This window comes from Sporolactobacillus pectinivorans (assembly GCF_002802965.1).
Classification (GTDB): domain Bacteria; phylum Bacillota; class Bacilli; order Bacillales; family Sporolactobacillaceae; genus Sporolactobacillus; species Sporolactobacillus pectinivorans.
The window spans coordinates 567,565-591,176 of record NZ_NXGA01000001.1 but is presented as its reverse complement, the minus strand read 5'-3'; the positions used below and the strand labels follow the sequence as shown (position 1 = coordinate 591,176).

At 38.1% G+C, this 23,612-nt stretch carries 22 protein-coding genes and 1 pseudogene; 10 read left to right on the top strand and 13 right to left on the bottom strand.

Annotated features, from left to right (window positions below; all coding sequences use genetic code 11):
- Positions 1–183: 183 nt before the first annotated feature.
- Positions 184–615 (top strand): MarR family winged helix-turn-helix transcriptional regulator, encoded by a 432-nt coding sequence (locus COP04_RS03160; RefSeq protein WP_100486659.1) that lies wholly within the window; start codon positions 184–186, stop codon positions 613–615.
- A gap of 6 nt (positions 616–621) precedes the next feature.
- Positions 622–1,982, top strand: a pseudogene (locus tag COP04_RS03155) (MATE family efflux transporter).
- A 289-nt stretch (positions 1,983–2,271) separates the two neighbouring features.
- Here COP04_RS03155 and COP04_RS03150 read toward each other — a convergent pair.
- Both COP04_RS03150 and COP04_RS03145 read right to left on the bottom strand, forming a co-directional pair.
- A complete protein-coding gene (locus COP04_RS03150; RefSeq protein ID WP_204988013.1) occupies positions 2,272–2,505 on the bottom strand; it encodes a hypothetical protein in 234 nt (77 codons plus the stop codon).
- 20 nt (positions 2,506–2,525) lie between these two features.
- A complete protein-coding gene (locus COP04_RS03145; RefSeq protein ID WP_100486658.1) occupies positions 2,526–3,278 on the bottom strand; it encodes an SDR family oxidoreductase in 753 nt (250 codons plus the stop codon).
- A gap of 285 nt (positions 3,279–3,563) precedes the next feature.
- On the opposite strand from COP04_RS03145, the gene COP04_RS03140 reads away from it, so the two are divergent.
- Together COP04_RS03140 and COP04_RS03130 are read left to right on the top strand one after the other, a co-directional pair.
- Positions 3,564–4,088, top strand: a complete 525-nt coding sequence (locus COP04_RS03140; RefSeq protein ID WP_100486657.1) for a TetR/AcrR family transcriptional regulator — start codon at positions 3,564–3,566, stop codon at positions 4,086–4,088.
- Between the two features lie 594 nt (positions 4,089–4,682).
- Positions 4,683–5,954: a glycosyltransferase gene (locus COP04_RS03130; protein WP_239984745.1), complete on the top strand. Its 1,272-nt coding sequence runs from the start codon at positions 4,683–4,685 to the stop codon at positions 5,952–5,954.
- Between the two features lie 278 nt (positions 5,955–6,232).
- On the opposite strand, the gene COP04_RS03125 is transcribed toward COP04_RS03130, so the two are convergent.
- The 8 genes from COP04_RS03125 to COP04_RS03090 form a co-directional block, all read right to left on the bottom strand.
- Positions 6,233–6,886, bottom strand: coding sequence for a putative nucleotide-diphospho-sugar transferase (locus tag COP04_RS03125; protein WP_275656852.1), 654 nt, complete (start codon positions 6,884–6,886; stop codon positions 6,233–6,235).
- Between the two features lie 251 nt (positions 6,887–7,137).
- A complete protein-coding gene (gene galE, locus COP04_RS03120) occupies positions 7,138–8,127 on the bottom strand; it encodes a UDP-glucose 4-epimerase GalE (RefSeq protein WP_100486654.1) in 990 nt (329 codons plus the stop codon).
- A 137-nt stretch (positions 8,128–8,264) separates the two neighbouring features.
- Positions 8,265–9,548 (bottom strand): UDP-glucose dehydrogenase family protein, encoded by a 1,284-nt coding sequence (locus COP04_RS03115; protein WP_100486653.1) that lies wholly within the window; start codon positions 9,546–9,548, stop codon positions 8,265–8,267.
- Positions 9,545–10,387 (bottom strand): UTP--glucose-1-phosphate uridylyltransferase, encoded by an 843-nt coding sequence (locus COP04_RS03110; protein ID WP_100486652.1) that lies wholly within the window; start codon positions 10,385–10,387, stop codon positions 9,545–9,547. Before COP04_RS03110 ends, COP04_RS03115 begins: the two co-directional genes overlap by 4 nt.
- 380 nt (positions 10,388–10,767) lie before the next feature.
- Positions 10,768–11,124, bottom strand: coding sequence for an NAD-dependent epimerase/dehydratase family protein (locus COP04_RS20690; protein WP_100486651.1), 357 nt, complete (start codon positions 11,122–11,124; stop codon positions 10,768–10,770).
- A gap of 88 nt (positions 11,125–11,212) precedes the next feature.
- Positions 11,213–11,698, bottom strand: a complete 486-nt coding sequence (locus tag COP04_RS03100) for a hypothetical protein (protein WP_100486650.1) — start codon at positions 11,696–11,698, stop codon at positions 11,213–11,215.
- Positions 11,699–11,848: 150 nt separating this feature from the next.
- A complete protein-coding gene (locus tag COP04_RS03095) occupies positions 11,849–12,583 on the bottom strand; it encodes a glycosyltransferase family 2 protein (protein WP_100486649.1) in 735 nt (244 codons plus the stop codon).
- The gene (locus COP04_RS03090) at positions 12,580–13,341 is read right to left on the bottom strand and encodes a glycosyltransferase family 2 protein (RefSeq protein WP_157800151.1); all 762 of its coding nucleotides are present in this window, start codon (positions 13,339–13,341) and stop codon (positions 12,580–12,582) included. Before COP04_RS03090 ends, COP04_RS03095 begins: the two co-directional genes overlap by 4 nt.
- A gap of 67 nt (positions 13,342–13,408) precedes the next feature.
- On the opposite strand from COP04_RS03090, the gene COP04_RS03085 reads away from it, so the two are divergent.
- Positions 13,409–14,359 carry an NAD-dependent epimerase/dehydratase family protein gene (locus COP04_RS03085; protein WP_100486647.1) on the top strand — a complete coding sequence of 317 codons (951 nt, stop codon included), beginning with the start codon at positions 13,409–13,411 and terminating at the stop codon, positions 14,357–14,359.
- A 26-nt stretch (positions 14,360–14,385) separates the two neighbouring features.
- Complete coding sequence (locus tag COP04_RS03080; RefSeq protein WP_100486646.1) at positions 14,386–15,078, top strand: putative nucleotide-diphospho-sugar transferase; 693 nt, start codon at positions 14,386–14,388, stop codon at positions 15,076–15,078.
- Positions 15,079–15,091: 13 nt separating this feature from the next.
- Here the strand turns inward: COP04_RS03080 and COP04_RS03075 are convergent, their stop codons facing one another.
- On the bottom strand, positions 15,092–16,093 hold the full coding sequence (locus COP04_RS03075) for a glycosyltransferase family 2 protein (protein ID WP_100486645.1): 1,002 nt from the start codon (positions 16,091–16,093) through the stop codon (positions 15,092–15,094).
- Positions 16,094–16,222: 129 nt separating this feature from the next.
- Between COP04_RS03075 and COP04_RS03070 the strand changes: the two genes are divergently transcribed.
- The 4 genes from COP04_RS03070 to COP04_RS03050 all read left to right on the top strand — a co-directional run bounded on the left by COP04_RS03070 (position 16,223) and on the right by COP04_RS03050 (position 20,960).
- Positions 16,223–17,140, top strand: coding sequence for a glycosyltransferase family 2 protein (locus COP04_RS03070; RefSeq protein WP_100486644.1), 918 nt, complete (start codon positions 16,223–16,225; stop codon positions 17,138–17,140).
- Entirely contained in the window at positions 17,141–17,896 is a 756-nt protein-coding gene (locus tag COP04_RS03065; protein WP_100486643.1) for a glycosyltransferase family 8 protein, read from the top strand.
- Between the two features lie 92 nt (positions 17,897–17,988).
- A complete protein-coding gene (locus COP04_RS03060; protein WP_100489497.1) occupies positions 17,989–19,068 on the top strand; it encodes a glycosyltransferase family 61 protein in 1,080 nt (359 codons plus the stop codon).
- Between the two features lie 950 nt (positions 19,069–20,018).
- Positions 20,019–20,960 (top strand): AEC family transporter, encoded by a 942-nt coding sequence (locus tag COP04_RS03050; RefSeq protein ID WP_100486641.1) that lies wholly within the window; start codon positions 20,019–20,021, stop codon positions 20,958–20,960.
- 324 nt (positions 20,961–21,284) lie between these two features.
- On the opposite strand, the gene COP04_RS03045 is transcribed toward COP04_RS03050, so the two are convergent.
- Both COP04_RS03045 and COP04_RS03040 read right to left on the bottom strand, forming a co-directional pair.
- Positions 21,285–22,142, bottom strand: coding sequence for a metallophosphoesterase family protein (locus COP04_RS03045; RefSeq protein ID WP_100486640.1), 858 nt, complete (start codon positions 22,140–22,142; stop codon positions 21,285–21,287).
- 711 nt (positions 22,143–22,853) lie between these two features.
- Positions 22,854–23,609: a hypothetical protein gene (locus tag COP04_RS03040; RefSeq protein ID WP_100486639.1), complete on the bottom strand. Its 756-nt coding sequence runs from the start codon at positions 23,607–23,609 to the stop codon at positions 22,854–22,856.
- Positions 23,610–23,612 lie beyond the last annotated feature (3 nt).

Sequence of the window (23,612 nt, the reverse complement as noted above, 5' to 3'; positions counted from 1 at the left end):
CTTTCTTACTCAAGTACAAAAATGAATACCGCCGGACAAAGTGCCCGGTTCTTGTCGTTCTCAGGGGAAAGTAAATGGCAACTATGGGAAATAAATAATTAGATCATTGGCAGTTAGATATCTAACTCTTATAATCATAATCATTAGATATCTAACTATAATGTGGCTAATGGAGTTGAGAAGATGAATAAAAAAGTGGTAGCTACCCCGTACTCAGATCTTATTCGAGTGATTGGTATCAAAATCAAAAAAATAGCAGACGCCCGATTAACTTGTTTAGGATTAAATTCTCAGCAAGGGCAGATGATCGGCTACATTTATGCAAATCAAGAAAGGGGCGTTATTCAAAAAGATTTAGCAGAGAAATTTAACCGCAAAAGTGCAAGTATTACCAATATGCTTCAAGGCTTGGAAAAGAAAGGGTATATCGAACGCATTGTGCCGGAAAATAATGAACGTCAAAAAAATATATATGTCCTAGAAAAAGGGATAAACCTAGTTGAAGAATTCAACCAAATCTTTTCGGAGACAGAACACAGGCTTACAAAGAGTCTAACGCCTGAAGAAACAAAAACACTCAAAGACTTGCTAATAAAAGTAAGTGAAAATTTATGAAGGAAGATGAATGTAATAAAAAAATACACAGATCACTATTATTTAGAAGAAGCTCCGATTCAAAAGACCATTGCACATCTATCAATCCCCATGATGATTGGGATGTCCGTTGGAACCATTTACAACGTTATTAATGCATATTTCATTGGCCTTCTGCACAATACGGATACGCTTTCCTCTGTGACTTTGGGACTCCCCATATTCACAGTCTTAATGGCTTTTGGCAATATGTTTGGGGTTGGTGGCGGCACTTTTGCCACCCGATTAGCAGGGAAGAAATAACCAATAAAGGAAGAAAAGTAGCCGGATACACATTTTATGCCAGTATCATTTCCGGTTTTCTCATTGCCACTATTGCTTTTTTGCTGATTAATCCGATTACAGAACTTCTGGGTACAGATGCAGCTACATTTGATTACACGAAACAATACGTATTAACGCTTTTGGCTGGGGGATTTATCATTATCCTTAATTTCTCTTTGGAACAATTGGTTCGCTCAGAAGGCGCGTCAAGAGAATCCATGTATGGTGTTTTTATCAGTACTGCCCTTAGCTTAATTTTTGATCCATTATGCATCATCGTATTAGGCTGGCATGTTGCAGGCGCTGCTTTAGCCATGCTTTTAGCGAATTTAGGCTCTGTAATTTATTACATTTACTTTTTGGAAACGAAAAGTGAGCATCTGAAAGGATTCTTGAAACAGTTTACCATTTCGCTTAATGACCAAATGGAGCTCTATAAAATTGGAACATCAGAGTTGCTGCAGGCAGCCTTCCTTGTTGTCACCACCCTTCTATTAAACAACTTTGCCAGTCGTTATGGTGATCAAGTGGTTGCCGGATTTGGTGTCGCTTTAAGAATTGTTCAAGTTCCCGAATTTCTTTCTATGGGTCTATTTTTAGGGTTAATTCCTTTTTTCGCTTTTAACTTTGCCAGTCAGAACATAACTCGATTTAGGGCCGGGCTGAAATCTGCCGCGCTATGGATTGGCAGTATTTCTGTCGTATTTGTCGGACTTGTGTACCTGTTCAGAACGCCTGTCATTCATTTGTTTTCAAATGATCCAGCCGTTTTAAGTATCGGAACCTCCATTTTAGTTGCAATGTTGATCTCTGCTCTCTTCAACGGATTTACCGGGTTGTTAACCGGAGTATTTCAGGCCACAGGGCAAGGAGCGCCAACCATGATTATGTCAATAACACAGGGCGTGCTGTATATCCCGATGATCCTTCTACTCCATGTCCTGTTTGGATTGCAAGGCATTATCTGGTCGATGACCGTAACCGAAGTGATCACCTGCCTGATGAGATTACTCTTGTATTTCTTTTTTAAAGAAAAGCTCAACATTCAGATCGAAACACTGTGAACTATTAACTATTTAGATTTGGATATGCTCCATATATGGCGGCGCAAAGCGTCAAGCAATCCGAATACGGCTTCTTACCATTCGGACAGAATTATTCTTACAATACTGGCAAATTCACCCGTTCGCACCAAAGTACAAAATCGCTGACGCGATTCAATCACGTCCCAAGTGTTATCTGATCACTTGGGACTTTTTCCCGCTCATCTCATTGTGCTACCACAAAAGGTACAGATAACTCCAGCTTCTTCACCTTTTCCTAGACCGGATCATCTTGTCGTATCCGGTTTCTTCAAACAAGGATACCTTTCACCGCAATCAAAGTGATTGATGCCGTTCTAAAGTCTACACCATGTTCCAATAAATAATTTTCAGCAGCTTGAACTTGTGGCGCATTGCGTTTTGATGTTTCGCGCATGCCGGCATAAACAACATGGCCACAATCAGCAAGTGCCCGGGCAGTAAGTGATCCAAAGCCACTGGATGCACCTGTGATCACAATAATTTTTTTCTCTTCACTATTCATGATTCCTTCCACCTCGTTATTTAGGCCATGCCTCCATTTGTAAAAATAATTTGTCCATTAACCCAACGTGCAGGGCCTGCAAGAAAGGCTACCGTTTCAGCAATATCCTCTGGTTGACCAAGACGTTCCAAGGGTACCGACTTAGCAAGATAGTCAATTGTTTTTTCGTCTTTTCCATCTAAAAAGAGTGGGGTCGCTGTTGGTCCAGGTGCCACAGCGTTAACCGTGATATCTTTTCCACGTAATTCGCGAGCTAAGATTAACGTCATCGACTCAACAGCAGCTTTACTTGCAGCATATGCCCCGTAATTAGGAAACTGTGTACGAGTAATTGAAGTAGAGAAGTTAATAATGGCACCGCCCTGACGTACATGCCGTGCGGCTTGCTTTGAGACAACAAAAGTTCCACGAATATTGGTCCGATGCATTTTATCTAGATCATCCAAGTTTATATCTGCAATTGGACTAAGGAGCATTATTCCCGCTGTATTGATGACCACGTCGATACCGCCGAATTCTGTTTCAACTGTATCAAAAATGGCCTTCATGGCCTGCTCGTCTGCAACATCTCCACCAACACTGATTGCTTTACCGCCTCCCTCAATTATTTCTGCTACTAAGGCATCTGCCTTTGCTTTATTACCAGCATATTGAACGGCAACAGCAAAACCGGTATCAGACAATTTTTTTACGACTGCCCGACCTATCCCACCAGAACCTCCTGTAACAAGCGCTACTCTTAGATCATTTGTTTCATTCGTTGCGTTAAGCATAAAATCGCTCCTTTATATTTTTATAAAGTTACATAATGATTATTTTGTAACTTTCACGTATTATTATATATCCTCCGGTTACAATGTCAACAATTTGTAACTTCACGGTTTTTCTTGTACACTAATAACATAAAAAAAGGCTATGTTAAAGTTCAATGTTGATCCTGCTCCTTTGTTGATTGCGCGGAAGGTGCGGGACTCCTGAGAGATTGTCCACGGAAAGTGAACACATGGAGCAAAAAGCGACAGACAAGTTAACAGAACCAAAAGAAAAGGAAAATCGAATTGGCGATACTCACAGAGGAAAAGATTTTTAATGTTGCAGAAGCAATGGTCATGGAAAAGGGTGTTAAAAAAACTAAGCTTTCAGATATAGCAAAAGCCTTGGGCGTCACCCATGCAGCTTTCTATAAACATTACAAAAATAAAGAGGATCTCTTGCAGCAACTCGCATTAAAGTGGTTAAACACCACTTCAAAAAACCTATTAGAATGGACAGTTCCAGCAAACATGGATGGTGAATCTGCCCTTCATGATTGGCTCTGGCAACTCGCCAATACGAAAAAAGAACTATACCATAATGATAAACGAATGTTTTACTTATACACTGACTATTTAGAGGGCACACAAACACTAATCAATAGTCATCTTAAACAATTAGCGGAAAAGGCAGAAGCAATTAGCGGCCGTAAGGGAGAAGGTCAAGCTATTATGACTGCATTTGTTTATTTTCATAATCCTTATTTTGCGGAGCGGTGGGATCATGATGATTACCAAGAATTATTTGAAAGCGTATGGCAGTTGATTTGAAAAAGAAGAAAGAATTTGCGTGACCAGGCTACCTATTATGAGATAGCCTTGCACAAAATATTTGGAAGTCATTATTATTGAAAAAAATACCGAACTATAAAAGTGTACCGATTTCCGGTCACTTAAGTACGTATTTCGATACATATAGTGCACATATACTTTCATGAATAAAGCCAAAATAAAATACATATATTGTGAATGGATCTTATTAATGATCTGTTCATTTTCACGCGCTTATGCTGGTCATAACACTTTTAAATAATGGAGCACTTTTATGAGTCATCCAGGCCTAAAAAATATTCCCCTCAAGATATTTACAAAGATATGCGGGTTGGGCGGAATTGTTTCTGAAAACAAAGATAAATGGATTTTACCGGATCATTTATCTCAGGCACAATTAAATTTGAAACTTCCAAAAGGGATTGACCATTTTTTTCAGAGCGGTATGTACTCCATTATTTTAGTTAATTAGTAATCATCGCGGCCTAGAGATACTTATATTTACAAAGGAGGGGACCCTTACTCATATAGATCTCAATGATCACACCCAGCTGAGCCTTAACTGGCTTCAGCAAAAATTGCCAACAGCATATATTGAAGAAGGCGAGAAAAAATAAAGAGGTGTTTACCATAAAAATTCTGTATCTGATACATCAATTCTTTCCGGAAACATATACAGGTACTGAAAATTTCTTGCTAAATCTTGCCGGACAGATAAAAACTAATGAGCATGATGTAAAAATAATTACCCATAGTTTTCAAACCGACTCATATTTCGAACACACCTATGAAAACATAATGTACAGAGAATTTCTATATAATGATATCCCCATTATTGCCTATAAACATATTAACGACCCAGGTCCTCAGACTCTTTATCAATCATTAGAGGATTCCGAATTAACCGGGTTTGCAAATATGATTCTTGAAAAAGAGCAGCCGGATATTGTTCATATTGCACATCCCATACGGATGGGCGAATTTGTTAATGTTGCTATAAAACGGAACATCCCTTATTTAATAACACTTACTGATTTCTTCATGATGTGCCCTAAAGGTATACTTATGACAAGTTCAGGTTCACCTTGTCTGGGTGCTAAACAAGGCGATGCTTGCAGAACCCAATGCCCGGAAATCAATAACGAATTTGTCAAATACCGTTACAAGCAATCTGAAAATATTTTATTATCTGCAAAAAAGGTCATTGCTCCATCTTTCTTTTTAGCGAAAATGTTTAGGGAAGAATTCCCTGAAGTGGATATAGAAGTTATTAAATACGGAATTAATACAGAAAAATGTATACAGAATAAAACCGTTTATACTAAAAACCAAAAACTAACGTTTTGCTATGCAGGAAGCCATTATTATCATAAAGGTCTGCATGTTTTAATAAAAGCATTCCTAAATCTTAAGATCAAAAAAGCTAAGTTAAAAATCTATGGATCTGGAAATATTGAATCCTATAATAATCAGATTAGAAAGTCTGCTTATAAAAATAGTAATATTGAATTTTGTGGCGTTTATGATGAAACGGATATTGGGAAAATTTTTAGTGAGTCTGATGTACTCATTGTTCCTTCAATCTGGCATGAAAATTGTCCGTTTGTGGTTTACGAAGCATTAGCTTGTAGATTACCTGTAGTTGCTTCGGATGTCGGCGGCATAACAGAGATCATTGATCATGGCCAGAATGGGTTTATCTTTCCAAGAAATAATTCGGAAAAGCTGACCAGAATATTAAAGAAATTGATAAAGGGACCAAAGCGTTTAAATGGAATAAAGAAAAATATAAAAAATGAAAAGGTTAGAACAGTCCAAGAAGAAGCTAATGAATATTTAAACCTCTATCGTTCCATGAATAAGTAATGGAAACAGTTACTTAACAATAATAAATAATAAGATGACTCAAGAGGTCGTTAACAGAATTTTTGTAACGAAGTCCACTCTCATAATTATCGCCGAAACACTATCGGAACTTGGTGTTTATTAGTAAGTTGATTGTCAGCAGGGGATCATGTGTCGAAACCATGTCCCCTGTATAAAAGACTGTCAGCCTCATGTTTACCCGATTGTCCGAGGAAAAGCACGTACCAAAGTGGAATCCGGTGCAAAACAGAACCTTATTATAGGATGGAGCAATGAATTTACCTCAATTGACTGTTGTATTTCCTATATTTATCTAGTCTCTTTCTATTTTTAAAAATACGATAGCAAGATACCATTTTATTAATCCTGATTTCATGAGGAAGACCGCAATAATGCATTATAATAGGGTTTTCAGCTAAATCACCATCTAATGGTCTGCTGTTCCATCTAAGATCTAACATACCAATAAGGTTGCTATATTTGTTAGGATGGTAGGAAATTATGTCATGATAGGAGTTTTCATATCCTAATACATTAATAATAGCTTGCTGTTCCCACCATGGATGGTCGATCACATCTGTTTTATTCCATATTTTATTTAATAAATCAAAGGTTTTTTTGTTCTTTTTTGCAACAATTAATCCACCATTAGGCCAGATTGGCGACCTTCCGTAATGCGTCACCATAAACATAACATGATCTTCGTTTAATTGGTTTCGTATATCTAAACTGGTATCTAAAAATATTGCATCCGCATCTATCCACATGACAATATCGTAATGTTTTAACAAATTATATAAAATTATAATTTTATCCCATGATGCTGGCCTGCCTGAATCGAAGCGCTCCGTAATGAAAATCGTATCCATGTGATGTTTTTTTGCATATGCTTTAACCGTAGGCTTCATGATCTTCAATTCCGTTTCATACATCTCTCCGGTTGCGCTGCTGCAAATAATCATATTACTTTTTGGATGTAATTTAAATTTGACTTCAGGTACAGAAAGTTTTGAGTGACTTATGGCCGTTCACTCCTCGTATTCAATTTCTCATTTTCGATTTGTTATTCTATCAGAATTAATTTATTCATAAAGATAACGATCCGGAACTTATAATCAGGATGAAAAATAAAAATGGGGAAGTCCCCATTGTACGATCTAAATAACTCCGTATTAATCTAATCTCAAAATGATTCATAGCCGTCTGGATGTTTGAGAAGCCATTCCCAGGCTGAACGGACAATGTCTGTCAAGGTATAAATTGGGGCCCATCCTAATTCCTTCTTTATTTTAGAGGATGAAGCAACTAAAATTGGTGGATCACCCGGTCTTCTGGGCGCATAGTTAACCTTGGCTTTTTTATTTGTTATCCGTTCGCATTCGCTGATCACTTCTTTTACGGAGTGTCCTTTTCCATTGCCCAGATTATACTGCAACCCTATTCTAGGTTGTGATAAAAGGTGTTTTAAAGCAAGAATATGTGCGCTCGATAAATCTTGAACATGGATATAATCCCTGATACAGGTGCCGTCAGGAGTATCATAATCATTTCCGTAAACGTCTATTTCTTCTGTAGCCCCTTGCAAATGTCTTAGGATATTTGGAATTAAATGTGTTTCCGGATCGTGGTCCTCACCAATCTCACCAGAGAAATGAGCCCCCGCCGCGTTAAAATATCTAAGCGAAATGTAACTTAATCCATCACTTTTTGAGGTGTCGTTTAAAATCGTCTCGATCATGAGCTTAGATCTTCCATAGGGGTTAATCGGATTTTTCGGTAGTTGTTCCGTTATTGAATCCTGTTCGGGCTTGCCATAGATGGCACAGGTTGACGAAAAAATTAATTTATTCACTTTATTCTTTGTCATGCTTTGAATCAGTCGCGTTGTCTTGCCAACATTGTTATTGTAATACTTTAGCGGATTCTGGACGGATTCACCAACCAGACAATGGGCAGCAAAATGCATAACAGCTGTGATATCGTATTGATTAAATAAGTCATCTAGCAGTTGACGATCACTAATATCACCTAATTTAAAAATAGCTCTCCGGTCAACGGCCGATTGGTGTCCGGTTGATAAATTGTCCAATACGATGACTTTATAGCCTTGGTTTATTAATTCTCTTGTGACATGGCTCCCTATATAGCCCGCCCCGCCTGTTACCAGAATCATGGATAACACCCTCCTAGTCTTCAGTAGTACCTGTTAAACCGATGATTAATATATACTTTTAACAACTTTACTAATGAATGCTTCTCCATTGAAAGCGCTGGTAATAGCTGATAAAGTTACTTATCATTATTAGACGATTAACTTTTCCCGATTGCGTAATAACCAAAACCTGCATGTTTCATTTCGTTTGGATTCAGCATATTTTTACCATCAACAATAAAAGGGAATCGCACCCGTTTTCTGACCGATGGCCAATCAATAGCATTATACTGTTCCCAATCCGTACATAGGATGATGGCGTCAGTATCTGAAACGCATTCCTCAACAGTGCCTGCTTGTTTTAGGGATTGCCTCGATCCAATTTTCACGACTGGATCATGAACCTTTACCTTTGATCCCTCTTTTATCAGTTCATTAATTATTTTAAAGCTTGGCGATTCACGTGTATCATCCGTATCGGGTTTAAATGCTAATCCGAGAACGGCAATCACTTTGTTTTCCAAACTACCCAGGGCAGCTTGAAGTTTTTCAATAAAATATTTTGGCTGCGTTTTGTTGACTTTCACGGCTGTTTCCAAAATAGAAAGCGATTGATGGTTCGTTTCAGCTATTTTGAGTAGGGCACTGACATCCTTTGGGAAACAAGACCCTCCATACCCGATACCGGCTTTTAGAAAAGCCTCGCCAATTCGATGGTCAAGACCGATTCCTCTTGATATATCATCAATTTCAAGCCCTAAGACATCACATAGTCGCGCCAGTTCATTTATATACGATATTTTTAAGGCCAAAAAAGAGTTGGCGGCATACTTGATCATTTCAGCTGTTTTTGGCGTTGTCTCAACGAATGGACAATTAAAATCCTTATAAAGTTCCCGCATAAGGTGCAGAGCTTTGTCACTTGAATGACCGATGACAATTCGATCAGGTTGCAAAGCATCCTGGAGCGCTGACCCTTCGCGAAGAAACTCCGGATTAGAAACCACATCAAATGAGATGTTTTTTTCTTGATGTAGTTTGATCCATTTTGCAACCTTGTCAGCAGTTCCTACAGGTACGGTACTCTTATCGACAATGACTTTATAGTCATTCAAGTTCTCTCCAATCCGTTCAGCCACATTTTGAACGTAGCTAAGATCGGCACTTCCATCCTTATCTTGGGGTGTTCCAACACAAATAAAAATGATGTCGTTTTCTTCAATGGCCTTTGATTCATTTTGTGTAAAAGAGAGCTTTCCTTCCCTTAAATGTTTTTTTAATAGTTCATCTAATCCAGGTTCAAAAAAATGAAGCTGACCGGATTGCAATCTCTTTATTTTCTCTCCATCAACATCAAGTCCTGTTACCTGATGACCCTTTTCACAGAAAACAAGCGCTGTGGTTGTACCAACGTAACCCGTTCCAACAATTAAAATTTTTATGACAAGTCCCCCCCAAAATGTTCATCCTCACGATGAGCCGAACCACATAATAAATTAATGAGAGACACATACTCCGGCATTTTCGAAATATCAAATCGCTGCCCGGCAATCTCTATGCCATAGCTGGGCACATCGCTTAACATCGCTTTAATGGCATCTGTTAATTGAATTTCTGAACCAACACCTGGTTGCAGCCGGTCTAAATAGCCGAATATAGTAGGTTCAAGGATATACCTCCCCACAACGGCTAAATTCGATGGAAAGGAATCCTGCGCCTTTTCTATAATATTTTTAAGTTTAAAGGTTGTGTCGTCCAATTTCTGAGGATCAATCACCCCATAGCTCTTAAGCTCAGATGGAGCCACGCGTTTTAACCCAAGTACATTCCCTTTTAGCGTATTGTGTCTTTCAATTAATTGACGCAATGCCGTTTTATCTTGTGAAACAACAATTTCATCGGGAAGCAAAACGGCAAAAGGTTCTTGACCAACAAAAAACTTGCCCAATCGAACTGCATCCCCCAGACCTGCAGGATAAGGCTGACGGATATATTGAATATAAATTTTAGGCTGATCCAGTTTCTTTAATAAATCTGTTTTATTTTTCATTTCTAAATAGGCTTCTAACTCTAGAGATCTATCAAAGTAATCAAGAATCATATTCTTATTCTTGGATACAACAATTAAAATCTGTTCAATTCCTGAATCAATCGCTTCCTGAACGATATAATCAATAGCGGGTCGACCACAAATAGGCATCATTTCTTTTGGCAAGACTTTTGTAATAGGCAGGTTCCTCGTTCCAAACCCTGCCGCAGGAATAATCGCTTTTCTGACCATATTTAAGTCACCTTTCTCTGCTAACAATGTATTCATAAGTGAACTAAGAGTAAGTTGTCCGATAGTATAAAGGGTATTTTATAGTTATCTGCAAATTAAAAAACTAATAAGCGGTATTAGAAATTCAGGCGGACTCTATTAAAATTTACTTAATAGGCGGAATTTTGAGAATAGATTAAAAATAGAATGGGACAGCCTTAAATGCCGAGAGGAATGTCAAGACATACTGAAACAGTGTAAATCAAATCCAGTCAGTGAAGATGCAGATCGCCATGGACGTTACAGATAGGCTCGCTAATAAAAGCATCTGACCCATCGAAGTCGAGTCAAAGAATGGTCCACATCCGCTACTACACCATTACGCCGACTGATGAACCAAATTAAAACATTGAGACGAAAAACAAATGGGACGGTGACTGATATAGGCAGCCTTTCCACTTCATGAAATAAGGATGTCTTTCGGCTCGATAAACCACAACCGTTGAGTCACCTTTAGGCTGCCCGATAAAATTTATCCTGACTCCCTCTTTCAGAATCTTTCTGATGATGGTAATGACATCTAGGATAGAAGCTCTTTCTGTTCCGCCAATATTAATAGTTTTCACGATAATCTTATTTGCATAAAGTATGGAAAGAGTTCTTTCAACACAATCACCAACATACGTAAAATCGCGTATTTGTTCTCCGTCACCATACATTAGAACAGTTTTTTTGATATGCCCTGCATAAACATTCACCGGAACGTTTGTTTACCGTTTTCTGGGAAAATATTCTTCTACTTTTTAAATGCGTAAGCCCTGTGTCTGACCCATATCATTTGCTTCCTTAGTTAATAAAAACTAGGCTTTCAATTTTCAGACAATCAACAAAGACTACTTCACACGGAATAGGCGGCGAGACAATTTCATTAACCTCAATTATTGCACAGCATTTCTCCTCACTAAACCCAATAAATTTCCCTTCAATGATGTCCCCTGAATCAGTAACCAGCCTGACCATGGTTCCTTGCCCCGCCTTCCTTAACAGTTGACAGATACAGCTCTGGCAGGAATCGTGATCACAATGTTCTTTTTTTGAACGCTTACTATTCTCCTTATTGTCATGATGTTCTTTTTTTAAGCACTTGCTGTCCTCTTTATTTTCGTGATGTTCTCTTTTTAAGCGCTTGCTGTCCTCTTTATTTTCGTGATGCTCTCTTTTTAAGCACTTGCTGTCCTCTTTGTTATCATGATGTTCTCTTTTTAAGTACTTGCTATCCTCTTTATCTTCGCGATGCTCGTTTTGGTCATCATACTTTTTTTTATCGCCCAATCTTTTCACCCCTCATTATTTTCTCATTTGTACCATATTCGGTAGGATCGCCGCTTGGTAGTGCTCAAACCTAGTCCGATTGAAAATAGTGAAGGAGCCTGTTTTCCAGCATCACTGAACGCAGACAGGAACTGTAGACATTAAACACATCTAATACTCAGGACTTATCTGATCTACCACGAGATTAAAATTCATTGTGCGGGTGACCCAATTACTTTTCTTCTTTAACAAAAAGTCCTGACTCTCAGAAGTATGATGATGCGGTGACGGATATCTTAAATAAGCATAATTCATTTTAGATGTAGCATACATCTTGATTTCATTGAGAAAACAGTTCTTTTGAAACCAGTTGTCTTCTCCAACATTGGTATTTGGAAAGGGGTAAGTTTCAGCGATACGCTTTTTGATGACTAAAGTTGCCCCGCTAAAAAAATAAGTTCTTTTATAAGCAGACTGTCCATGATTCAAAACCCAGACGTGCTCATGATTGGGATTATATAATCGAAGCTCGTTCTTGTTTTTAAAGTAAATGAAAAAGGATCGCTTTCCAATGACTTCAGCACCTGTTTCGGTTAGTACATGCTGGGCTTCCTCTAAATAATATTTTCCATAATAATCATCATCATCAAATTTAGCGATCGTAGGATAACTTGCTCTTTTTGCCCCTTGATTAAGACATTCACCGAGACTTATATCGGCTGATAAAGGATAGATAACACCACGAACACCGCACTCTGCAAGCTTTTTTTTAAAAGGAAAAACATCTATATCCCCGGTGTTAAGGATCAAGATCAGCTCTTTTTCTACAAGCGTTTGTTTTGAAAAGTTTTCAATGATATTGTCGATAAATTGCGGACGGTAAGTTGAGACGACAACGGAAATCATGGAGCATAACCTTTTGTTTGAGGCCGTCGGATCAGATTTTCAAAAGACTCCGTCACGGATATTAACTGACAATGCTGTTGAAAGATTTGATTGTCTGTCTCCCACGAATGCTGATGATGCTTTGGATCATATCGAAAGAGGACGTAATCATAAGGATCGCTTGAGAACAGTGATAAACCTTGATGGAGACAATCCTTTTGGAACTGAAGATCTTCTCCTTTATTCAAATGTGCAAAATGCACCTTTTTTAGAACATCCTTTTTAAATATAAGCGTTCCGCCTGCCAGTGCCCTTTTTAAATCCCTTTCTTTTCTTATATAAAAAGGATTTTTACTTCTTTTGAAAAAGCTCAGTTTTTTCTCGGTTTTAAAATAAACAAATATAGAAGACTTGCCAATGACATCAATATTTTTTTCCTTTAATTGACCTACCATATTCGTTAAATAGGTGGGTGAATAGTAATCATCGTCATCAAACTTGGCAATGACATCAAAGAATGATTGTTCCCCACCAAAATTAAGACATTCTCCCAATGTCTTTTCTTCATCCAATTGAAAAACACGAATAACGTTATCATTCACTACTTTTTCCTTCCATTGGTCGGCGTTTATCTCATTATTATTTAAAAGGATGATTAATTCCTTTGGATTGTAATTCTGTCTCAGGAAATTGTCTAAAATCATATCCGACATCTCCTGCCGTATTGTGCTAGTCAGTACTGTTACCACAAAATCACTCCAATCGAGTTTTACGTCCATACCATTCATGTCCCCCATTCATAATATGTTATCAACATGAAATAAAGTGATGAATGGGGTGCAGAAATTGGGAAAAAAAATCGTCGTAACCGGGGTAGCGGGTTTCTTAGGATCTCATCTGGCAAAAGAGTTGATAGATGAGGGGAACCTGGTAATCGGTATTGATAACTTATTAACAGGAAAGCCCAGAAATATGATCGATCTGGACATAGAAAAGTTTACTTTTATAGACATGGATATTGGTTCTCCTGAGTTACTCAAACATCCTCTTTTAAACACAATTGACGAAATCTATCATCTGGCATCGCCTGCTTCTCCAAAAAGTTACCAAAAATACCCGTTAAAAACAATTGAAGTCAATACACAAGGCACAGAAAATATGCTTGAATTAGCGAAGAAAAACCAGGCGAAAATAGTCTATACAAGTACGAGTGAGACCTACGGTGATCCAAAGGTCATTCCTCAGCCGGAAACCTATCGAGGAAATGTCAACACTTGGGGTCCAAGGGCCTGTTACGACGAATCCAAACGACTTGGTGAAGTGTATTGCTACCTTTACCACACCCTCTACGATGTCAAAGTAAAGGTCGCGCGGATCTTTAATACGTATTCAGCAGGTCTGGCAAATGATGACGGCCGTGTCATTTCAAACTTTGTGACACAAGCTTTAACGGGTAAAGATATAACGGTATATGGAGACGGGACTCAGACACGGTCCTTCTGTTATGTCACAGATACCATTCGCGGATTAAAACGGTTGATGGAAAAAGAAGAAGCCACTGGAGAAATCATTAATATCGGCAGTCCTGCCGAAATAACTATTCTGGATCTTGCCAACAAAATAAAACACTTAACGCAATCCAGTAGCAAAATTGTCTTTCAGCCTCGGCCGGTCGATGATCCCACGACTCGGAAACCGGATATAACGAAGGCTAAAAGACTTTTAGACTGGGAACCAACCGTTTCATTAGAAAAAGGACTTGATGAGACAATAAGGGCTTATAAAGACAAGATCTGATAAAGAGAGAAGAGGCGGCCATAACATTGATTCCCAAAGCTGATCTTAACTTCCAAACTTCAAGCGACAGTGTGATTTGTTCACTCGCTGTCGGTGAGCATCAAACCTTGCTAAACATAATGAAACCAACTGTCGATCTATACGCAAAAGAGCATGGATTTGACACCGTCTTTGTCACTCACCAATTAGTGACGAACAGGCCTGTTGCCTGGGATAAAGTAGTTTTAATTCGCAGCCTCCTTGACCATTATTCTTTGGTTATCTGGATGGATGCTGACACAATGATAGTCAATCCTCATCAAAACATTAAAGACGACCTTGATTTAAATTACGATATGCACCTTTGCACGCACAAAGGAGTTGAACCTTGCTGCCCGAATACCGGGGTATGGGTAGTAAAAAAGACGGATAGATCTATAAAAATATTAGATGATATGTGGAATCAAACGGATAACATTCTCAGTCATCCATGGGAACAAGGCGCACTTTTTAAACTTTTGGGCTATCCTAATCCTCGCGACTTCTATAACTATGTGGGACCGACTGAATACACGGACTGCATTAAAACTCTGGATATAAAATACAACAGCATGATGTCATGGGGCGGGTTCTTAGGTGCAGCCAGTGATCCCGTTATTGTCCATCACTGCGGCGTTCCCTTTGAGGAAAGATTGGCTGGTATGAAGGAGAGCTACAACTTATTTTTGCAAAATAAATAGTGACATTCACTTGTTACGAGAACTCGTCCGGTATCCAAACCATAAATACCTGACGCCCGAATGACAAACCCCTGCTGGCAAAAAAACGAAAAGTTTGATTCATTTGAGGATTTGAAGCCAGAACTATTCCATCAATTTTACTAAATCGATATAAAGAATAAGCTTTTTTGATATTACTCAGTTTTTGTTCAAGAAATAGCATCTTTAAATAATGATTTCTAGGTGCTATTTTGTCTTTATAAAAAGCAATCTCCTTTTGTGATCCAAGTAAGAGCAGTTTCGGTTTTCTGTTTAATTGGCCGAACCTTACCTTTGCTAGAGATTTAAACGTACTAAGCAGAACCTCACTTGTTGTCTCTATTCTGTTCATATGTGCAAGAGAATTGGCTTGAATTCTGTATTGGTATAAAACTTCCGGTACTCTTCCAATTTCTCCTTCTTCAAACATTCTCGACCATAGATCGTAATCATAAGCAATTTTAAACGCCGGATCGTATCCTCCAGTATTTTGAAAAGCTTTTTTTGAGAAAAGGCCCGAACCATGACAAATAGGCGTACTGTAGAACTGTTCATCCCTGAATTTTTCCGGTTCTTTGGCATTGAAAAAGAACTCTTCCATTTTCAGGAAATTTTGATCCATATTTTCATCTTCAGGTATACATTGAATAAGAGAACCAATAGCCGCAAACCCCGGGTGGGATTTTATATAGGTTAATTGTTTTTGCAAGCGAGGTTCCATACTCACGTCATCGGCATCTTGAAGAGCAATCCATTCGCCACTGGCATCGTAAATACCTGTATTTAAAGCATTGGCAGCACCTTTGTTCTTCTTTAAATGAATGACCTTTACTCTGGGATCGATCACTCCGTCCAATATCTCTCTTGTCCGATCACTTGAACCATCGTTCACAATAATATATTCAAAATCATGGAAGGTTTGATTAAGAATACCCTGAATAGCCTCTTCGAGATGCGCTTCACCATTATACACAGCTGTTACCACAGACAACTCCATAGCTACTCCCTCCAAAACGTTTGGTTCATTTTATGCATGGCGAGAAATTTTGGAATCATCTATACACAAAAAAATAAAGTGAATAAACTATAACGACCGGATCGTGATATAAACTTAAGGAGGATTGTTATGAAGAAAGTGTTTTGTGTCGGCATGTTAAAGAATGAGGCAGATATCATTGAGTCTTACATTAGATACCATCTGAATATTTTTGATGGCATGGTTCTTTTAGATAATGGAAGTACGGATCGATCTCTTGAAATTATCAACCAATTGCAGACAGAGGGCCTTCCTGTCTATTTAAAGCAGGACGTTAGTCTAGAATATATCCAGGGGGACAAAACAACAGATTTAATCAAGTATACTTTCGATCAGTTTGGTCCTGATTTGATATTCCCTTTAGACGTTGATGAGTTCTTAATGGCGCCTAATTATTCTGGAAACCCTCGAAAATTAGTAAACAATTTATCAACAAGTAAAGTTTATTACATTGAACGAGAATATACTTACTTCCCCATTAATCTAGATGAAAACGAGTTGTTTATACCGAAAAGGCTTACTTTTGCGAGTCCAATAAAAGATTATTGGCCCAAAGTCATCGTTTCGAAAAAAATAATGGACGCCTATTCTCCCTCCATTTCCGGCGGCAACCATGATTTATTATTTGATAAAAAAAATATACAAACGCATAAATTACAGACCCTGAAATTAAGACATTTTCCTTATCGATCCTTAGAACAATTAAAATCAAAAATAACTGTAGGATGGATTAACACACTTGCTTCTTATAACTATAGTGAGGGATATAATTATCACTGGCATGCCCTTTTTGATGAACTTAAAAAAAATAACTTTTATTTAAATCTTGATACGATCTCAGATCATCAGGAAAAATATGTTCCAATGAACCTTTCCTTTTGCCGTTCACTGGATTTAAAGTACACCACAGATTATGAAGTCAATGCAATTGTTAACTTACTAAATTATTGCGAGTCCTTAGCCGACAATTATAGGCAATTGGACAAACAGCGACGTGAGGGACTATAAATGGAAGAGGTTTCAATAGTTACACTTTGTAATGATCATTACGCGGTTCATTTAGCTACGATGCTGCTTTCTTTATTTGAAAATAAATCGCCCGAAACTCATTATCAGATCTATATTATCGATGGAGATTTGTCGGAGGATAATAAATTAAAGTTACGTAACCTTCTTCAAACCTTCAACACCTCCCCTGTATTTCTGAACGTAGATCAAAGGCTTTTCAAAGACTGTAAAGGCTGGGGACATGTGAGCCGGGAGGCCTTCTATCGGATATCGATACCTGATCTCTTAGACCGGAAGATAAAAAAAGCATTGTATCTTGACAGTGATCTGATCATTAAAGATGACCTCCTTGAATTATGGAACAATAAACAATTGGGCCACTATTTTTTGGGTGCCGTAGAGGACCCGGTCGATATTGCCGGAATCAGATTACCTAAGAGGTATAAATACTTTAATTCAGGCGTTATGCTCATGAATCTTGAAAAGTGGCGGAAAAACAATATTTCGAAAAGGATTTTTCAATTTATCAGAAAACACGCTTCAAAAATCATGTGGTGGGATCAGGATGCGCTTAACGCCATACTGTACAATAAATGGTTTGAACTTGATTACAAGTGGAACTATCAGGTATACAGAATGGGACATTTAGATATTCAGCCAAAGATTATTCATTTCAATACGGATGTCAAACCGTGGAATGGTGATCCTTATCTTAAAGAAGAATATGATTACTACAGAGAGAAACTAGACTGGTAAATGAACATAACAAAATGCATCCGAGTGACCATATAGCGATCTATGTAATCTATTAAAGAATGAAGAAGATTAAAATGAATAGGGGTGTCTTTTTGAATCATTTACTACCGCCTATTGGAATCGTTAATTCTGTAAAAGAGTGGACTGCTGCAAAAGATGGGGCCTTATCAATAGGCGCGGACATTAGAGCAATCTACCCTGAAACGCTTATTTTAAGTAGAGCGAAACATCGTCCCCCCTGGCCCCCCTCATGGTTTCCAAGTAAATTAAAGTCACAGGGTGGCTATGTTGCGGTTATTCCGAATGGACGTGTATGGGGAGTAAATGGAGCAATCATTACTCCTGATAATCAACTCATATGGGATGTATCTTTTGAGGGTGTTGATATTACTCCCGAGAATCATTCCATTTTTAAAGAGAAAACATTGCCGGTAGCTTCTTTCGTCAAAAATGCTGCAGACCTGACACATGTTTTTAGCAGGAATTATTATCATTGGATGTATGAGGTAATCCCCAGGATTCATTTAATTCGGCAAAGCGGTCTAACGGTTGATCAGTTTATCGTGAATACTGAACCCGAGCAACCTTATCAAACCGAAACCTTAAATCAATTAGGACTAAATAAGGAAAATTTATTAATTACTCACCGCGGGTTCCATGTTCAAGCTGAAAAATTAATTATTCCTTCACAACCAACGTTCCCAACAAAATGGGGATATGATTTTCTACGTAAAACATTTTTAAAAGATTGTAAGTTTAATCCCTCCGATAAAAAGCGAATTTACATCAGTAGAAAATGGTCGCGGAAAATCACTAATGAAGATCAAGCAATGGAGATACTAAGCAAATATGGTTTTGTTAAAGTGGAATTGGAATCCCTCTCAGTGGCAGAACAGGTTCAGCTTTTTTCATCCGCAGAGTCCATAATAGCTGCACATGGGGCAGCATTAACAAATTTAACTTTCTGCAAGCCTAAAACAAAAATTCTGGAAATTTTTCACCCAAACTATATTATCGCCCATTTCTATGGAATAAGTTCATTGGGAAAATTGGATTATCATTATTTTATCGGCGAAAAGGATCCTCAAACGTCAAACAAATGGACCGGCTCAGCTGATATAACTCTAGACATTTCTAAATTCGCAGCTTGCTTAAAAAAAATGCACCTGTAAAAAACAATTTAATTAAATTTTGCTGAAAAAGGTTAGGACATTATCAACAAAGTCAATGAATGGATCATGGAATCAAATACGCATCAGAAAAAAGAAAAGAAGAAAGATCATCTTGGAAGCGAACCTTCTGCGTATTTCCTTAACGCCCGACAACCCAACTGAATTCGGGGAAAAAGAATCGGCCAACCAGTGAGGCAAGTGATTGCCTTACAGTGGCACTTATTTTTTGAGTTACGCTTTTTTGAAGTGAAGATGATTTGAAATACGTTACGAGGCTCGCACTCGTAAAAACAGCACCCAGTAAAAACATAATGACAATTCCTGCATTAACCCTCTTTTTATTCTTCACAGTTTATTAATGGTCATTGCGATATAGATGATAAAAAATAATGCGCCAGTTACAAAAAGATAATACGGCAATTTTTCCAATGCTAAGGGCCGCTTTTTTGACTCGATTTTTTATTTTAAATTTGGTTTATTGTACATGAGGCATTTATAAAAAAATGACAAGCATGACTCGATTGCTTGCCACCAAATTTAGTTTTTTTATGTTTATCTCTTCAGATGTACTAATACGACGTTTCATAAATACTTTCCCCGTATTGAGGAAAATACTAAAGACGAATTAGGAAGTATCTGATATTCTATTGTTAACAAGAAAGGCAACCGAAAATTCTGATGAATGGACCTTATTATGACAGACTTTCTGACCCAGTCAGATCGAGAAGAGCTAAGAACTTGGTTTCAATCCCTGAAAATTGAATACCGTTTGAAATTCCGCACCTCGATCATCTGGAAACTGCATGTGGAGCATCTAAGCGTAGCCGAGAAATTGGAAACAACGAGTAAGACCATCAGGATTGTTAAGGCAGGGGCAAAAACCAACCATCCAATTTAGGGGGTAGTGTAAAACTGATTGTTTATTTACTGACCGAAAGGAGCATTACCTGATGATCGGAACATTAACAAATGCATTGCTGCCTATTGTAGTCACTTTGATACTAGGTTTTTTTGCCGGATGGCACCATGACTTCAGTGTGGATCAAAGCAGTATACTAAATCGAATGGTGATGCTATACGCCCTTCCGATGAGTTTATTTGCGGGAATTCTTAGCACGCCACGCAAAGAGATCTTAAGTAATGTACCTATGGTAATATGGCTGTCCATCGGAATGATTGGCGGATTCATAATGGTGTTGATCATCTCTCACTTTATCTTCAAAAGAAATTTGTCCGTCTCCGTTTTACAGGCCATAGCCATTGCCGGTCCAGCTGTACCCTTCGTTGGTGCTTCCGTATTAAATACACTCTTCGGAAGTGAAAGCACACTCGCTATAGCGATTTGTGGTCTTCTGATAAATCTGGTCCAGATACCCATTTGTATAATTTTGTTGTCTTACGACTCCAATGACAGATCAGATGCCAATCCCATTACCCTCTTTGAAAAAAATATTGTGTCTACATTAAAAGAACCTGTTGTCTGGGCCCCGCTTCTGGCCTTTACGATCGAGCTATGCGGCATTACCCTGCCAGCTTCCTTTCAGACCTCATTTGCGTTATTGGGGAAAACTACGGGAGGCGTCGCCTTATTTTCATCTGGTATTATTCTTTTTTCACACAAGGTAAAGTTAACTTGGCCCGTGGGAATTAATATTCTTTCAAAAAACGTTCTGCTACCGCTTGCGATTTGGGCGTTGATGATCATAAGCGGGACACCCGGAACTATTCAAAATATCGTCTTGATCTCGCTTGCGATTCCAACCGGATCAATAGGGATCATTTTAGCCGTTCAGTTTAAGGTAGCCGAAAAGGAAATGGCATCAACGCTTTTCTATAGCACAATCCTGTCTATTGTTACAATGGGGATCTTTATGTGGCTAACGGGAGTATAGTTCATTAAAGGTTTTCAATTTCATCATCATAGAAACAAAGAATTAACTATAGACCGGGTTCTTTTTCGCTTAGACCAAGGGGGGGTGCTCTATCTTTTACCGACCCACCTTAACCCATAGCTGCAATTAATTCAACGATTAAACATTCAAAAAATGTTGGTGAACACTCTAATATTTTTTCTAAAAGCAATTTTTGGAGTTTATTTTTCAAGACATTATAGTTATGCCCGATAATCTCTAGTGGAGTGTGTCAATCACCATTCCCTAACTATTGGTTTATCATTCGTATTATTAGTCATTAAAACTTTGTGATACGGTTCTCCGTCAATTCCTAGTGTCACGGTATTTCTCGTTGAAGAAAATGATTACATCTTCTTTGTAATCATTTTGACGATTAATTTTCAGTAACAGTTCCTTATCGTGTGTATGAACATATCCTGTTTTCAATAATTCTTTGTACAGGTTTAGGTATGGTATTCCATACCTTATCGCTCGCTGAGTTTCTCTTTCTACATCATATCTTACTTTTTTAAAATCTACTTCAAATAGACCATTTTCATCTACCTCTATAATTGCATACTGTGCCCGCCGATCAGCACGAAGTTTGTCCCATTTAAAAAAAGGCTGTCCAATAGAACCTGGATTAATAATCAATTCATCGTTGCTGCTATATCGAATCATTTGATGATGGATATGTGCGTAAATTGCGATGTCGCATTGTTCCTTCGTAAACAACTGATCAAAATTTTTCGTATCCTGATCAGGGGTTAAATCAGTGCCATAATCTTTTTCAGGCAGATTGTGAGAAATACCAAATTTTAATCCATTAATCGTTTTGGTCAGGTACAGTGGCGATCGCTTTATAAATTCTATATTGGCATGACTCAAATTCTGACACTGATATTGAGCTAATTTTGCAATATATATATCTGTTGGATCATTTGTATCAATATCGCCGCTTAATACCTCTAAAAAACAGTCTTCCCAATTTCCTTTTACAAAGGCAGATAGATTGACCGTTTCCAAAATATCAAATAATTTCCCAGAACCAGGTCCGGGCATGATTAAGTCTCCCAGAAACCAATAGTCCGTCACATTTTCTTGAATTGAATCCGCAATCACTGCTTCTAATGCTGTTATATTACCATGTACGTCGGATAACAAACCTATTCTATGCTTCATAGTTCCTTACCCCGCCTTCCATACCTTTCCACATCGCATTAAGCATTTCTATTGCATATATTTATTGCTTCGTGTGTGCTAGGACATGATTTAAGACCGCTTCTCCCATAAAAAATGTATCGTAACAGAGCGATTTTACAAGACTACGTTCAGTAAAACCTCATTTACTTATGATACGGTTCTCCGTAATAGGTATAAGTGGGATTTATAATTTATCATTCGAAAAATATTTATCAAAATCCTTTTTAGCCGCTTCTAAATAATCCAGATATTTCATTATCTCTTCTTTCTTTATCAAATTTGAGCTAATTTCGATGTCTCGAAAATCGCGTCAGTTCTAGGCTGAACAGAGGCCTAAAAATAATTTTCTCCCAGCCCGATCGTGTATTCATGCGATTTTTCATCGCACCCTTCATGAACTCGTTCATTTTCCACCATAAAAAAAAGATACCTGATTCCCCTTATGGTAAAAATATTGTTGAGCACAAAATTTACATGGACTATGTGGAAGGATCCCAATCAGACCCGTCTGCTCGGAGACTTCAAAAATGTCGCGTACGATAACGGTGGAACCCTCTATTGCTTTGATCCGGAAACCGGTGAGCGACGCATAATGACGAATGGAGGTTTTGACAAAGCACGTGAGGTTAAGTCGGGAACTTGTCCTCTATAATCACATAAAGCACGTTAGTCCAACCATTTTCCTAACTATCATTTATAGGGAAAGGTCGGATCAGTCGTTGGTGAAAGACTTTTTACTAAACTAATAACAGCATTTTTCTTCACGTTTCCGGCCACCGTGACCATGGATTCCTCATCGCCATAAACGGCTGTGCTCGTATTTCCAGAGCTCTTAATTGATAGTTGTTTGCCGTTGATCTTTATCAGTTTAAACCCTGGTAAAGAAACAGGATATTGCTTTTGACGTTCAATAATGACAAAGTGATCAACATTCTCAAACACCCAGACCTTTTGGTTTGAATTAATATCCAGATTTAATCCCAAATAACTAGGAAATGGCAAAGCCAAACCTCGTTTATTTTTAGAGAGAGATCCTTGAATTGGAGCGTCTACATACCCACTTACCACCCAAGCATGATTTTTATAACTAAGGAAAACGTAGTTAAACCATTTATAAGTCGTTCCTGGTACTAGCAAAACAACAAACCCATCTTTACCGACCGTTGAATTAAAAACGAGATCCTTTAAATCCGGAGTTACTGTCCTTCCATTAGATAGATACCACACCATCCCGTGCAGGGCAGTCTGAGAAGGCGTTTGTGAGTTGCCTTTACTTGCCTGACGAAAGACCACTTCTGAAACAAACACAGTTTTCGTTTTCTTAGTCGTCAAAGGTTCTTTTTTAGCAGTGGTACTGCAACCTGTAATAACAATACTAATAATGGCTAATAAACATATAAAAAAACAAATCTTAAAACCGGGAAAGGGGTTCGGTTTCTGCCTCATCTA